Origin of the sequence: Pedobacter sp. HMWF019 (genome assembly GCF_003061025.1) — a bacterium.
Lineage (GTDB): Bacteria > Bacteroidota > Bacteroidia > Sphingobacteriales > Sphingobacteriaceae > Pedobacter.
The window spans coordinates 1-15,040 of the sequence record NZ_QAIL01000298.1 but is presented as its reverse complement, the minus strand read 5'-3'; the positions used below and the strand labels follow the sequence as shown (position 1 = coordinate 15,040).

At 41.8% G+C, this 15,040-nt stretch carries 13 protein-coding genes; 11 read left to right on the top strand and 2 right to left on the bottom strand.

The window, feature by feature from the left end; translation table 11 throughout:
- The first annotated feature begins 732 nt into the window (after positions 1-732).
- The 11 genes from DBR11_RS16950 (at position 733) to DBR11_RS16900 (ending at position 12,018) form a co-directional block, all read left to right on the top strand.
- The gene (locus DBR11_RS16950) at positions 733-3,894 is read left to right on the top strand and encodes an Ig-like domain-containing protein (protein ID WP_108553835.1); all 3,162 of its coding nucleotides are present in this window, start codon (positions 733-735) and stop codon (positions 3,892-3,894) included.
- 24 nt (positions 3,895-3,918) lie between these two features.
- Complete coding sequence (locus DBR11_RS16945) at positions 3,919-4,644, top strand: hypothetical protein (protein ID WP_146186564.1); 726 nt, start codon at positions 3,919-3,921, stop codon at positions 4,642-4,644.
- Positions 4,645-4,686: 42 nt separating this feature from the next.
- Positions 4,687-5,637, top strand: coding sequence for a gliding motility-associated C-terminal domain-containing protein (locus DBR11_RS16940; RefSeq protein WP_108553833.1), 951 nt, complete (start codon positions 4,687-4,689; stop codon positions 5,635-5,637).
- On the top strand, positions 5,634-6,614 hold the full coding sequence (locus tag DBR11_RS16935; RefSeq protein WP_108553832.1) for a type IX secretion system membrane protein PorP/SprF: 981 nt from the start codon (positions 5,634-5,636) through the stop codon (positions 6,612-6,614). The genes DBR11_RS16940 and DBR11_RS16935 overlap by 4 nt, the downstream gene beginning before the upstream one ends.
- 72 nt (positions 6,615-6,686) lie before the next feature.
- Positions 6,687-7,820, top strand: a complete 1,134-nt coding sequence (locus DBR11_RS16930; protein ID WP_108553831.1) for an NAD(P)/FAD-dependent oxidoreductase — start codon at positions 6,687-6,689, stop codon at positions 7,818-7,820.
- On the top strand, positions 7,813-8,526 hold the full coding sequence (locus DBR11_RS16925) for a methyltransferase domain-containing protein (protein ID WP_108553830.1): 714 nt from the start codon (positions 7,813-7,815) through the stop codon (positions 8,524-8,526). The genes DBR11_RS16930 and DBR11_RS16925 overlap by 8 nt, the downstream gene beginning before the upstream one ends.
- Positions 8,516-9,568 carry a type III polyketide synthase gene (locus DBR11_RS16920; RefSeq protein WP_108553836.1) on the top strand — a complete coding sequence of 351 codons (1,053 nt, stop codon included), beginning with the start codon at positions 8,516-8,518 and terminating at the stop codon, positions 9,566-9,568. The genes DBR11_RS16925 and DBR11_RS16920 overlap by 11 nt, the downstream gene beginning before the upstream one ends.
- A 13-nt stretch (positions 9,569-9,581) precedes the next feature.
- A complete protein-coding gene (locus DBR11_RS16915; RefSeq protein ID WP_233260794.1) occupies positions 9,582-10,031 on the top strand; it encodes a 3-hydroxyacyl-ACP dehydratase FabZ family protein in 450 nt (149 codons plus the stop codon).
- Positions 10,024-11,298, top strand: coding sequence for a beta-ketoacyl synthase (locus DBR11_RS16910; RefSeq protein ID WP_108553828.1), 1,275 nt, complete (start codon positions 10,024-10,026; stop codon positions 11,296-11,298). Before DBR11_RS16915 ends, DBR11_RS16910 begins: the two co-directional genes overlap by 8 nt.
- On the top strand, positions 11,295-11,558 hold the full coding sequence (locus DBR11_RS16905) for an acyl carrier protein (RefSeq protein WP_108553827.1): 264 nt from the start codon (positions 11,295-11,297) through the stop codon (positions 11,556-11,558). Before DBR11_RS16910 ends, DBR11_RS16905 begins: the two co-directional genes overlap by 4 nt.
- Positions 11,539-12,018, top strand: coding sequence for a 4'-phosphopantetheinyl transferase superfamily protein (locus tag DBR11_RS16900; RefSeq protein WP_108553826.1), 480 nt, complete (start codon positions 11,539-11,541; stop codon positions 12,016-12,018). Before DBR11_RS16905 ends, DBR11_RS16900 begins: the two co-directional genes overlap by 20 nt.
- On the opposite strand, the gene DBR11_RS16895 is transcribed toward DBR11_RS16900, so the two are convergent.
- Together DBR11_RS16895 and ppk1 are read right to left on the bottom strand one after the other, a co-directional pair.
- Positions 12,015-12,896: an exopolyphosphatase gene (locus DBR11_RS16895; RefSeq protein WP_108553825.1), complete on the bottom strand. Its 882-nt coding sequence runs from the start codon at positions 12,894-12,896 to the stop codon at positions 12,015-12,017. The genes DBR11_RS16900 and DBR11_RS16895 overlap by 4 nt on opposite strands.
- 4 nt (positions 12,897-12,900) lie before the next feature.
- Complete coding sequence (gene ppk1, locus DBR11_RS16890; RefSeq protein WP_108553824.1) at positions 12,901-14,958, bottom strand: polyphosphate kinase 1; 2,058 nt, start codon at positions 14,956-14,958, stop codon at positions 12,901-12,903.
- Positions 14,959-15,040: the final 82 nt, after the last annotated feature.

Genomic DNA, 15,040 nt, shown 5'->3' with positions numbered 1-15,040 from the left:
CCAAGTACTTGACTGTTAGAAACCAATCCAAGACCCTATAGAATTTATGCCAATCGAATAAAAAATAAAAAAAATTTGCAGGTATAATAAAAATTGCTACCTTTGACTTGAGAGCGTTAATTTAATGGAACGGGACCAGGTCGCTAGACTTCGGTTCCGTTTCTTTTTTAAGCTATTTTACACCTATTTTATTTACAGAGCGGTGGCTCTTTATTGCGGAGCAGCAATTTGCCCGTAGGTTAAGCTCTCTTCCAAACAACAATTTATTGGCCCAATTCTTGCATAGAATTAAATGAATTGTCGATAGATCGATAATAAATTCATAGGCTCTATTTTCTGTAAAATTGCTTTTTCCTGAGTAGTTTTCAGCATAGAAGCAAACAGCCGATCGGGACGATTTTTTCTGTCTGAATCGTATATTTAAGCGGACAAAATTATTCTTCATTCTGGTCGGTCGGGTAAGTTCATGCCGGTTAAAAACGCTGAATAAAATGAACAAAACTTAACCGCCCCTATTTACACACTGATTAGCAACCAAATACAGTATAACTCAAGATATAATGGATAGTGATGAATCACGACCAGTCTCACTGAATACAGCTCCAAACTGAATGTAATGAACGAAAATCGTTGAAGTTTCTGTGATAAGTTTGAATAAGCTATAAAGAACGTAAAATTTTATCTAAAAAATTATATGGACTTGCATAGTAGGAAACTAATTTATCGCTCAGCGTGCACAAAAGAAATGCTCCATATTCTCTCCTGATTCAGGCACTGGCAACAGTGTTTTTAATGATTATGGAGATGGGGAATGTAAGCGGGCAAACAAGAACTTATGCAGATAACCAATCAAATAACGGAAGTGGCTCCGTTATACTTGTAGTAACTCTCGCCAAATGGTCAGTAACAAACCCAACTACCTCTGTTGGAACAAACCTCTCCACAAGCCAATATGCAACGCTTCATACTGACGTTCTTGTCAATTTAAATTCTACAACAGCCTGGCAAGAACTTAAATTCAATACCTCAGGTACTGCAATTTCTATACCTGCCGGCACAACAACCTATGTAAAATACGGAGGGGATCCAAATAGCCTGTTGGGCCTGCTCGGGGGAGGAAATATCAAAGGTAGTGCTTACACAAATGCAACAAGTGCAGCAGATGGAACGGCTATTGCAGATGCAAATGTTACCCTTTCCAATTTTACAGCTACCGATGGGAGTACCTATTTAGCCATTAAATCCACGCAGGCTTACAATGCTGTTAAAGTCACTTTAGCTGCTCCAGCGCTAATTGGAGCGTCAGATGTAAATCTCTACCATGCTTTTTATATCCCGCCACCCACAATAAATAACGTAACAACATGTAGTGGTACCCAGGCATCCATAGCTGTAAGCAACCCGAATGCAAGCATGACTTACAACTGGTATACCGCTGCAACGGGTGGGGATCTGGTTAATACAGGTACAACCTATTCTCCTAGTTTAACCAGTAATACAACATACTATGTAGAAGCATCAGACGGCGGACAATTTTTCTCTGCCCGTACACCAGTTACCGTGACAGTTAACCCCTTACCTACCCTTTCTACAACTCAAACCGCTACCACAGTTCCAACCGGAGGTAGTATATCTTTTAATGCCACATCATCTGCTTCTACTATAAAGTGGTACGACAGTAGTGGAGCATTAAGATTTACAGGTGCAAACCCTACATTTGGCCCCTTCACTACCCCAGGAACATACAACTATGAGGTTATTGCGGATAATGGAACTTGTATTAACTCTACAACAGTTACCTTCTCAGTATACTCTACCACTACATGCCCAACGCTCAGTAAAAGGGTTTATGCAAATAGCACGACCTGGTCATCCATAATCACTGGTTATGTAACAGACGACGCATCAGCTGCAGACGGAGATCCTAAAACAAGTTCAACTTTAACAAGTCTCGTCGGGTTACTTGGTATCGGTACAGTAACGCAAAACCTATTCTGGAATAATACTGTTGCTGCAGGAACACCTGCTACCATCAAACTCGGCCTAGGTACCGGTGTACTTTCTTTGATACCCAACGTATCAGTAATCGGTATTAAGAAAAACGGTACTTTGACAACAGAAATTGGAACGGCACAAATAGTTAATGCCTCGCTGTTAAAGTTATTGCCGGGAGATAACACCCTGGAATTCACCATAACACCATCGGATAAAACAGGCCCTGTTGCTTACGACGGAATCCGGGTTGTCCTTGGATCTCTGGTAAGTGTAGCTCAATCTGCAAGAGTTTTTGATGCTTACTATTATACACCAACCCCTGCTGTTGATTGTACCAAAGGAGATGTAACAGATATAATATATGGGGTAAAAGACATTGGTGTTGGAGCCCTTACTGTCACTGTTGGTGTACAAAATGCATGGAACTCTGTAGATGGAGACATGAATACCTATGCCACGATGTTGAGCGGAGCCGGGGTATTAGCACAAGCCAGGGAGCAAATCATCTTCTCGAGTCCAAGTTTACCTGGCGACTCATTAAGAATTATTACCTCTACAGGGGCATCCTTACTGGGGGTTAATTTATTAACTGGATTTTCTATACAAAGATATTTGGGAGGAGTACCCGTAGGGACACCAATAGACAATACAAGTACATTACTGAGTATTAAACTACTGTCTGGAAATACCAGGGCAGCCATTGTTCTGTCTCCCACTCCTGAACCCTATGACAGGGTAGAAATTCTATATGGAGGTGTTGCAAACGTATTGACCTCTATTAACATACATGAGGTTCAAAGAGTAACCACAACTAAATTTGCTTCCTCAGATCTAAATAATGCCATTACTGTCTGTAAAGGCCAAGTCATTCCTCTGCCGGCGTCTACAGATAACTGCACCACCTTCGAATTATATGATGTACCTACAGGTGGAACGCCCATAAGTCCCTCGGTTATAAATACAGCATTATTCGATGGCACAAAAACATTCTATATTCAACCGGTAAGATTTGGTTGCAGGTTAATGACAAGAGGACCAGTTACCGTTACCGTAAATCCTCTTCCAACTGTTTCAGCAATTATAGGTAATGCTAATATTTGTGTTGGTGTTGGTTATACATTTACCAATACAAGTGCAGATCCAGGTGGTTGGACCAGCGACAACACCGCAGTAGCCACTGTAGATAACACAGGATTTGTAAAAGGTGTTACCCCTGGTACTGCAAATATCACATATACCATTACCAACGCAACAACACATTGTACTAATTCAACGTCTTTCACTGTGAATGTAGCTGCACTTCCAACCATCGCTTTAGGAAATATTCCAGCAATATGTGCTGGGTCTACGACCGCCTCCCTACCTTATACTGCTGTCTCTTCTGGTAACCTCAAATATGATATCATTTGGAATACAACAAGTTTGACCAATGTAAGCGGCGTTGATCTGACTGCGAGCCCAATTCAGTTGAGTATCCCCGCTAATGCACCTGTTGGCACGTATACCGGCACTTTTATCATACGCAATACAACTAGTACCTGCACCAACTCCTACCCCATCAGTGTTACCATTAATCCACTGCCATCAATCACCTTACTACCCCTTGTACCTATCTGTGCAAATAGAACGGAGTTTAAAATAAATTATTCTAACCCGATAAATTCACCAACCTCATACACTATACAGTGGGATCCAACTGCAACAACCGCAGGTTGGGCTGGGGTTACCAGTACGCCTTTAACAGGAGGGATTATCTCCATAACAATGCCCAACAATGTAGCAGCCAACACTTATCATGGCACGTTAACCATTAATAATGGTAAATGCAGCAACGATATACCATTAAACATAGATATATACGCAACTCCACATCAGCCAAATATTTCAATAGCAAATTAATATAAACTCTTAAATACAAACGACATGAAAACTAAAATGAAAATCCTCAAATCAACATTTCTAGCTCTATTTATGCTGCTAGCGGCGAACTCTTTTGCTCAAACTTATCAGGTTTATGCTTGTAAGGGAACAGCAGTTACACTTACAGGACCAACTCCAGGTACAGGCGAGACACTCAGATGGACAGAAACTGTAGGCGGTTCAAATAACATTCAGACAGGTACAACAGGAGCAACATTTACAACCCCTACCACTTTAACTCCCGGCGAACACGTTTTTAATGTACAGGTGATTTCCGGAGATCCGGCAACTACTGGATGTTCCAGTGATGTTTCTGCAGATTATAAAATATTTGTACTTCCTGACATCACATTAACGCTTGCAGATCCAACAAATCCAACATATTGTGCGTCCGCCACAACTCCTTCATCGGCTTTGGTAGCAACGGTAACAGATCCATCTGGCGTTACTATCCCTGCAGAAGTAACTTATGAGTTTAGCTGGGCAGTTACCAAAGGCGGTTCACCAGCTTCAAATAGTGATATTGGAACAATTGCTGATGTCGCAAAATCAAGCACATTTACAATGAACACTGCTTCCGCTGGCACTTATGCCTTTACTCCAACAGTGAAATATGTTGTTCCTTCAAACATAAATACCTCTGGCAATAAAAAGGGATGTGATGCTACTACAACAGCTAAATCTGTAATTGTAACTCCAAAACCTACTACTCCAGTAATTAGTTTCTAATAAAAATTATCCAGGTTTAAAATCTAACGATAATATAAATTCATGTCTAACAGAAAAAAAAGTTTTGTGTCAAGTCTGCTGTTGCTAAGCGCAACAGCAGGCCTTGCGCAATCTACCGACCAGACGGTAACGATCCCACAAGGATCGTCCATCCGCCTGCAGGCAAATTCTGTTAACGCAACAAGCTATCAATGGTTCCGAAACGGCGACGTTATTGACCAGGCTACACAATCCAGCTATACCGTATTCCTTGCTGGAAAGTATACCGTGGTCAGCTACAATACAGAAGGTTGTAGTTCCGACATCTCCCCGCCGGTTATTGTAACTGTGGGTACAGGAACACCACGATCTGCAGACGTGATGGTCACCAAGCACTCTGAATTCCGGGCAGTAACCCTTAAAGATGCCTTTGAATACACCATACAGGTAAAAAACAATGGCGTAGACGCGGCCACGATGGTAAAGGTTCAGGATGTACTTCCTGCTGAGCTGACCTTCCAGGAACTGGCCACCCCTACCCTGGGACTGGCACATTACAATACAGTTAGCCGCACCGTATTTTGGGAAATGCCTAAGCTGGATAACGGACAAACAGCCGATCTGAAAATAAAAGTAATCGCCACCCAACCCGGTGTGATCAGAAATACGGCTACAGTAATAGCTAATGAAACAGACCCTAATCCAAATAACAACAGCTCTTCAGACAGTAAATCTATTACAGGAATCATTATACCAAACGTCTTTACACCTAACGGTGACGGTAGGAACGACACCTTTGAAATTCCAGGATTGGAATACTATGAAGCCAATGAAATCACCATCGTAAACAGATGGGGAAGCACAGTCTACTACAAAAAAGGATACAAAAATGAATGGAACGGAAGTGACCTGAACGAAGGAACTTACTTCTACCTTCTAAAAGTCAAATCTGCCAATGACAAATGGGAAGTTTATAAAGGATACATCACCTTAATCAGGGCATTCAAAAAATGATAAAAAGGATCATCTTACTCATTACAGCAATGGTTTCCGTGCTGGCCGGCAAAGCACAGCAGGACAGCCAGTTTTCGCAGTATATATTTAATGGACTACACATCAACCCTGCTTATGCAGGGTATAAACAAGATGTCTATATCCAATCTATGTACCGGTCGCAATGGGAAGGTGTAAAAGGTGCACCCAAAACTTTTTCCCTTTCTGCCGATGGTGCAGTAAATGACGGTCGGGTTGGTTTAGGCTTGATTATACAAAATGATCAGATCGGGGCTCAAAGCGCATTGACAGCCTATGCCAATTACGCCTATAAATTACAATTGGGCAGTGGCGACAATTCCAAACTTTCCTTTGGTTTAGCCGCAGGTTTCATGCAGCTCGGCATAGATGGAAATAAACTGGATGGCGTAACTCCTGATGACGGAGCTATTCCGGTAAATTCGCAAACCACCCTGCTGCCAGATGCAAGACTCGGTGTCTATTATTCCAATGATGATTATTTTGCAGGCTTCTCTGCAACCAATTTACTGGCACAATATGCCGTAAAGCGCAACAGCAGCAATATTCTGGTACCACAACCCCATTTCTATTTAACCGCCGGGGCACAATTTCCGGTTTCAGACGATTTAAGATTCAAACCTATTATTCTGCTAAAAGATGATACCAAAGGTCCGACATCATTGGATTTAAATGCTTTCCTCCTGGTTAAAGAAAGAGTATGGGTAGGTGCATTTTACAGAACCTCTGTAACACTTTACAACAAGAGCAACCTGCAAAACGACCTTCCAAAGGAAAGTGCCATGGGCCTGATCCTGGAGTTATTTGCAACACCTAATTTAAGAATCGGTTATTCCTACGACTATTCCCTGAATGGCTTACGGAACTACAATTATGGCAGCCATGAGATCTCTGTAGGTTTCTACATCAGCCGCCCTAACCTGAGAAGGGACCGCGGCTTAAAATGCTATGATTTTTAAAGATGAACAGACGTTAAGCCGATTTCTTTTGTGCAACAAACATTAAGACCTGCTTTTTGCGTATTTTTAAATATGCAGGCCAATAACAATATCATAATAGCAGGTGGCGGATTGGCAGGTTTAACCTGTGCACTCCATTTACTTAAAGCAGGTTTCGAGGTTACCGTAATTGAAAAAAACACTTATCCGCAGCATAAGGTATGTGGAGAGTACATTTCCAATGAAGTGCTCCCCTATCTGCAATGGCTCAATGCAGATCCAGGAATTCTCCAGCCTAAAGAAATTACAAGGTTACAAATCTCTACAGTTAAAGGCAGGCAGATAGAATGCAATCTTCCGCTTGGCGGATTTGGGCTTAGCCGGGCAGCCTTCGATCATTTCTTATATTCCAAAGCTTTGGAAAAAGGCTGCAAGATATTGAACGAAAAGATTCTGGACATCGCCTATTCCAGTCAAGGCTTCAGTCTAAAAACAGATACAGCAACCCATCAGACACCACTGCTTATTGGAGCCTTTGGTAAAAGATCATCGCTAGACAAAAAACTTAACCGTCATTTCATCGATCAAAAATCACCATGGCTGGCCGTAAAGGCTCACTACAAAGGTGAATTTGAAGACAATCTGGTGGCCCTCCATAATTTCAGTGGTGGGTACTGCGGCGTATCGAAAGTCGAAACCAATCTGATTAATATTTGTTATCTTACAGCATACGATCAGTTTAAAAAATACCAGAACATGGAAGACTTTCAACAACAGGTACTTTTTAAAAACAAACACCTCAAACACCTCTTTGAACATACAGAACTGGCTTTTGAAAGTCCCCTCACTATTGCGCAAATCTGCTTTGAAAAGAAGGAGTTGGTTAAAGACCACGTCCTGATGATTGGAGACGCAGCGGGGCTTATCCATCCGCTTTGCGGTAATGGCATGGGAATGGCCATCCACAGTGCAAAAATCTGTGCGGAACTGATTATACAGCAACATGGAATTTCCGATCAGTTCCAGTTGGAAAAAAACTACACTAAGCAGTGGACAGCTAATTTTGAACAACGAATGGCCTTCGGTAAAAGATTGTCCTCTCTTCTGCTAAATGGAGTTCTATCAGACGTGGCCATGGCTACGTTGATCCGTTTCCCCTCCCTTCTGCCTCAAATGATCAAAAGAACCCATGGTAAACCTTTAACTACGCCACCTTCTTATGATTAATACCAGCCACAGAAGCCAGGCTATAGAGATGATGGATGATTTTGGGATGGAAGGAGAAATCCTGAGAGACGCACTGGATAAGATTGCCAAGATCAATCAGTTACTGGGCGGAAATAAAGTCACCTTGCAGGGCGTTAAACAGCTGATCCAAACCAACAGCAAAACATCTATGCGTATACTGGATGTTGGTTGCGGGAATGGAGATATGCTCAGAACATTGGCAGACTTTGCCGCAAGGCAAGGCCTAACCTTAGACTTGCTGGGCATAGATGCGAATCCATATACCGTACAGCATGCGGAAAAATTATCTAAAGACTACAAAAATATTCATTACCACACTGCAAATGTCTTTGAGGAAATCGGTAAAGAAAATACTTACGACATCATACTGTGTACCTTGACCCTGCATCATTTCACAGACCAGGAGATCCTGTTTCTTTTAGGTGGTTTTACTCAAAAAAGCCGGCTGGGCGTTGTGATCAATGATTTGCACAGAAGTACTGCTGCCTATTATTTATTTAAAGCGCTGTGTTTTGTTTTCAGGCTAAACGACATGTCAAGAGAAGATGGATTGATCTCTATACTTAAAGGATTTAAAAAAAGAGACCTTCAAAATTTTTCAAGGCAACTCCACCTTAAGAATGAACGTATTCAATGGAAATGGGCATTTAGATACCAATGGATTATTAAAACTTATGAGCACTAAAGTAATAACGGTTAATAAACAAGTACCTGGGCATTCCAGAGAAACTGCAGAGATCCTACCCTTCCTGGATGGATGGCTATCGGGAAAAGAAGATCGTTTTATCCGAAAGGTGAAAAAGATCTTTGAAAACGCCGCTGTAGACAGACGTTATTCTTTTTTTTCTCCCGAAGAAGTCTTTTCCAACAGTTCCTTTGAAGAGCGCAATAACATTTATATCAGAGAAGGAATACGGTTGTCGGCTCAATGCGTTGCAGGCGCTTTAGAGAAAGCAAAATGGCAAGCCAGAGATATAGACTTCCTGATCACCGTAAGTTGCACAGGAATCATGATTCCCTCTTTAGACGCCTACCTGATCAATAAATTGCAGATGCGGCAAGATGTGGTCCGCCTACCGGTTACAGAAATGGGTTGTGCGGCCGGCGTATCGGGAATGATCTATGCTAAAAACTTTTTAAAAGCGAACCCAGGTAAACGCGCCGCCGTAGTGGCCGTAGAATCTCCCACTGCGACCTTTCAGCTCGGAGATTTTTCCATGGCCAATATTGTTAGCGCAGCCATATTTGGAGATGGGGTGGCCTGCGTTTTATTATCTTCCTGCGAAGCAGACCAGGGACCGGAAATATTAGATGAAGAGATGTACCACTTTTACCATGCAGAACAAATGATGGGCTTTGCTTTAACCAATTCCGGATTAAAAATGGTTCTGGATATTGATGTTCCAAAAGTTATTGCAGGACACTTTCCTCAGATCATCCACCCTTTCCTGGCCAAAAATCATTTAAGCATTAAAGATATTGACCACCTGATCTTTCATCCCGGAGGAAAAAAAATTGTGCAAATGGTAGAATCTTTGTTTGCTGCAGAAGATAAAAATATAGAGGATACAAAAGAAGTGTTACGTTTGTACGGAAATATGTCGAGTGCCACTGTTTTATATGTTCTGGAACGCTTTATGGACAAAAAACCATCAAAAGGAGAAAAAGGATTAATGCTTAGTTTTGGTCCTGGCTTTTCTGCGCAAAGAATACTGTTACAGTGGTAAAACAAAAATTTATATGATGAACAAACAAGAAATTTTAGAAAAATTACCTTACAGTGCCCCATTTTTATTTGTTGATGATCTGCTTACTATCGATGAAAATGGTGCAACAGGAACTTACACTTTTAGCAAAGATCTGGATTTCTATAAAGGCCACTTTAAAGACCACCCGGTTACCCCTGGTGTAATTCTTACGGAAACCATGGCGCAGATTGGAATGGTTTGTCTGGGTATCTATCTAAGTGGCTATATTGATTCAGGAGCTTCCAGTCATGTTATGCTGACTTCTACAGCTATTGATTTTATGAAGCCTGTTTTCCCTGGCGAAAAGGTAACTGTGGTTTCTGAAAAAGTCTATTTCCGTTTCAAGAAACTGCATTGCAAAGTAGAAATGAAGAACGAAGCTGGTGAAGTGGTTTGTAAAGGAACTTTATCTGGTATGGTTACCACAAAATTAAATGGCTAACAGGGTTGTTGTTACCGGACTTGGCATTGTGGCTCCAAATGGCCTAGGAATTCCTATGTTCAGGGAGGCCATCAAAAACGGCAGGTCCGGTATCAAACACCACAGCCAGCTGCAGGAACTCCTGTTTTCCTGCCAGATTGCCGGCCGGCCGGAACTGAGTGCTGAGCTTATTTCAACCTGTTTTACAGACCTTGAGCTTCGAAATTTTAACAGTGAGGGTATATTGTATGGTGTAATCGCCGGCATGGAGGCCTGGAAACATGCGGGTCTTTCTCTGGAAAGGAAGGAAGATCCGGATTGGGACAGTGGTACTGTTTTCGGCACAGGGACTTCAGGCATGGAAAAATTCAGGGAAGCCATTTATAAAATAGATGAACTGCAGGTCCGTAAACTAGGCAGCAGTGTGGTCATGCAGACCATGGCCAGTGGCGTAAGTGCTTACCTGGGCGGGAAATTGGGTTTAGGTAACCAGGTCAGCACCAATTCTTCTGCGTGTACAACTGGTGCGGAAAGTGTATTAATGGCTTTTGAGCGGATCCAGTCTGGAAAAGCAAAACGGATGCTTGCCGGAAGCACCAGCGATGGCGGTCCCTATATATGGGCAGGTTTTGACGCGATGAAAGTTTGCACTTATAAGCACAATGAAACGCCTGAAAAAGGATCAAGACCAATGAGCCTCTCTGCAAGTGGATTTGTGCCGGCATGTGGAGCAGGTGCTCTGCTGCTGGAATCGCTGGACAGTGCTGTTGAACGGGGGGCTACAATCTATGCAGAAGTATTAGGTGGCCACCTTAACTCGGGTGGGCAAAGAGGCACAGGCACGATGACCGCTCCGAATAGCAAAGCCGTACAAAACTGCATCAGCACTGCCTTAAAAAACACAGGACTGCATGCGGACCAGATTGATGTCATCAACGGACATTTAACAGCGACGATGATGGACAGTACCGAGATCAGCAACTGGTGTACTGCTTTGGGTCGTTCGGGCGATAATTTCCCGTACATCAACGCTTTAAAAGGCATGACCGGCCATGGATTAAGTGCCTCGGGCAGCATGGAATGTGTGGCTTCTGTTCTCCAGGTAGCAGAAGACTTTTTATTTCCCAATATCAACTGCGAGGATCTTCATCCAGATATTGCAGCACAAATAGATCCTCAAAAAATTCCACTTCAATATCAGTCTCACCCTATAGAATATCTTGCAAAAGCGAGTTTTGGCTTTGGCGACGTTAATGCCTGTATCATCTTTAAAAAATATAGATCATGAATAAAGAAGAATTGCTCTCCCGGTTGAAAGTCATTGTTTCCAACTACACCCAAAATAAGGAGGCCCTGGACAGCATTAACGAAGACACAGACTTCTTAAAAGACCTGAAGATCAACTCTGCAAATCTTGTAGATGTTGTACTGGATGTGGAAGAAGAATTTGGAATCGAGATTGACAATTTATCTATGGAAAAAATGCTCAATGTACGTGCAGCCATTGAAATTATAGAAACCAAACTCCATGAGGCTGGCCGGGAATGACATCGTAGATTTGCAGCTTGCAGCAAAAGAAAGCAATTGGATGCGAAAAGGTTATCTGCAAAAAATCTGTTCTGAAAAAGAACAAATGTTGATTGAGGAAAGTAAACAACCAAATCAACTCGTCTGGTTGTTCTGGAGCATGAAAGAGGCCGCCTATAAAGTACATTCCAGAAAAACAGGTCAAAGAATTTACGCCCCTGCTTCTCTGGAAACAACCATACAAACACTTAACCCCGGCTATTCCACTGGCTTTGTATCTGTAGAAAATTGCATTTACCACACGCAAAGCAAATTAAATGGTGAGATGATCCATTCACTGGCCGCCCCAAAACAATCCTTACTGAAGGAAATAGAGGTAATAATATCTTTCCACCAGAATGGTATATATCCTGACTATGCTTGTACGAACCCGCACAGCGTTAGCCATCATGGGGTCTATCTCGCTCTGATTTACCTCTAGCTTAGATTTTCTTCGATCAGCAGATTAATGATTCCATCTGCCATACCCACTCTTGGCACATACAATTGTTTAATGCCTGTCCATTTTAGTAAGGTGATATAGATCTCACAAGCAGGTATAATTACATCTGCACGGTCAGGATTCAAGCCCACCAGATTAATCCGCTCTTTTAAAGAATAACTATTGAGTTGGTTGTACATCGACTTTAACTTCAGGAAAGTGAGCGGCGTACCCTCTTTTTCATTAGACATTTTAAAGAGTTTATTAATGTTCCCTCCCGTGCCTATACCAGCCAGATTTTTATAATTCCGGGTTTGCTCTTTTACCCATATCCGCATGTCTTCCCAGGTCTCCTCCTTGTCCTGGTTGTCCAGTATACGAATGGTGCCAATATCAAATGATTTGGAAGCCACAGGCGCCTTGTTTACAAAAACAGATAGTTCCGTACTGCCTCCGCCTACATCAATATACAGGTAACTCTTTTTGGCGTCCAGGGTCTGCTCAATATGATTGGAATAAATGATATTGGCTTCACGCTGGCCTTCTATAATTTCCAGAGTCAGTCCGGTCTGTTTTTTTACTCTGGCTATGATATCCGCGCCGTTTGAAGCTTCCCTCATGGCAGAAGTTGCGCAGGCAAGGTATTCTGTAACATGATAAACATCCATCAGATTCTTAAAAGCCGTCATGGTCTTTAACAAATCTTCAATTTTCCTGTCTGATATCTTCTGATCAAGAAAGGCATCGTCTCCCAAACGTAACGGAACCCTGACTAAGGTGTTTTTCTTAAAACCATATCCGGTCTCGTCTTTTGTAATATCGGCGATCAGTAACCTGACCGCATTGGAGCCAATATCTATAGCAGCGTATCTTAACATGAATTTACTGGTGTTTATTTTTTAAGTAGTTATAAGTCTGAACCTGCGCCCTTACTTTAGTGGTTAATCTGTTTTTGTGGTATTTATTATTGTTCAGTTTGTTGATGTCCCTGGCTTTAACATTGTCCTGAAGTTGAAATTCTATAATATCCCTGATCTCCTGCCGAACTTCGGGATCAAGCACTGGAAAACCAACTTCTACACGGTGTTCAAAATTCCGGCTCATCAAATCGGCCGAAGACAGGAACATTTCTTCTTTACCATTGTTACCGTATATAAATACCCGGGCGTGTTCCAGAAACTTATCTATAATGCTGACTACTGTGATGTTTTCACTGTAGCCCTTCATTCCGGGAACCAGACAGCAAATTCCTCTCACAATCAGCTTTATTTTTACCCCTGCATTGCTTGCCTCGTATAATTTTTCTACAATACCCTCATCAGCCAGGCTGTTTACTTTCAGAATCAGATAAGCAGGCTTGGAAGCCTTTGCATGGCGGATCTCCCGGTCTATCAATTCATAGAATTTTATTCTGGATTCCAGTGGAGAAACGATCAGGTGTTTAAAGCCTTTGGTTACCGTTTTTTTGTTTAAAGCAGTAAACAATTTCAAAAGATCAGAAGTGATCTCTTTTTTAGCGGTAAAAATGCTATGGTCGCAATAAAGTTTGGCGGTTTTCTCATTGAAATTACCAGTGGCCAGATTCGCATAATATACAGCACGTCCACGCTCCATTCTTTTCACCAGGCAGATCTTTGAATGCACCTTATAGTCTGTTAAACCATAATTCACATTAACACCTTCCTCTTCCAACCTGTTAGACCAGTAAATATTGGCTGTTTCATCAAATCTCGCTTTCAGTTCGACCAGGCAATTCACCTTTTTACCATTTTTTGCAGCATTGATCAGGGCATTAACTACCCTAGAGTTTTCCGCTAAACGGTAAAGGGTAATATTAATCTCCGTGACTTTGGGATCTATGGCCGCTTCTCTTAAAAACAAGATGATATAGTCGTAAGACTGATAAGGCAGATTGATGAGATAATCACGCTCTGCAAGTTTATTGATTATACTTTCCGTGCGGTGCAGACCAGCGACCTTAAGTGGTACCGTTGTTGGATACTCTAAACTTGCGGAGCCTACATTTGGGAAACGGATAAAATCTCCAAACCTATGGTATCGATTACCAGGAATCAGGCTCTCCGCCTCAATTTTCATCTTGGAAACCAGCACGCTCAACATATCGAAGGGCATCTCTGTATCGTACAATAAACGCATGGGTTTACCCTTTTTACGTTTATCGAGGCTTGTCTTTAATTCTTCTATAAACTTATCGCTGATGTTCTTGTCTATATCCAGCTCCGCATCGCGGGTAACCTGTATCGAAAAGGCCTCAATTTCATCATAATTGAAAACATAAAAGATATCATCCAGACAATATTTAATGATGTCTTCCGCCAGGATAATGAACTTTAACCCATTGGTTTCTGGTAAGACCAGGAACCGTGGAAGATCACTAGGCAATTCAATAAGCGCATATTTCTGGTTCTTTTTAGAGCCTTTTTTAGACAGACGCACCAAAAAGTAAAGGTTGCGGTCTTTAAGCTCTGGAAAAGGTTTATCCAGATCAATCATGATGGGAACAAGGTTAGATAAGATCCGGTCTCTAAAATGATTCCGCACAAATTCACCTCTTGCCACATTGAGCTGGGTATCATTTAAGATAAAAATACGGTTTTGAGCCAGTTCGTTAATCAAAGTAGCCTGAAAAAGCTGTTCAAACTTACGTTCCTGCTTTACGACTATATTTTTGATTTCGTTGAGTACCTTTTTGGGGTTAAAACCGAGAAGAGCCTTAGTCTTATCGTTCAAATTGGTAAGCCGCGTCATGGTGGCCACCCTGACGCGGTAAAACTCTTCCAGGTTTGAAGAAAATATAGACAAGAATTTGATTCGTTCTATTAAAGGGACGCTTTCATCCGCGGCTTCCTGCAGAACCCGCTCATTAAAATATAGCCAGCTAATCTCTCTGTTTAAAAAAGGAACCTTTTTCTTAGTCATGTATATGTATCAATTCCCCGTTTGACCGGGGATAGTCAAAACTGCAAATTCTAATGTTAAATCATTGTTAATTATCGAGGAA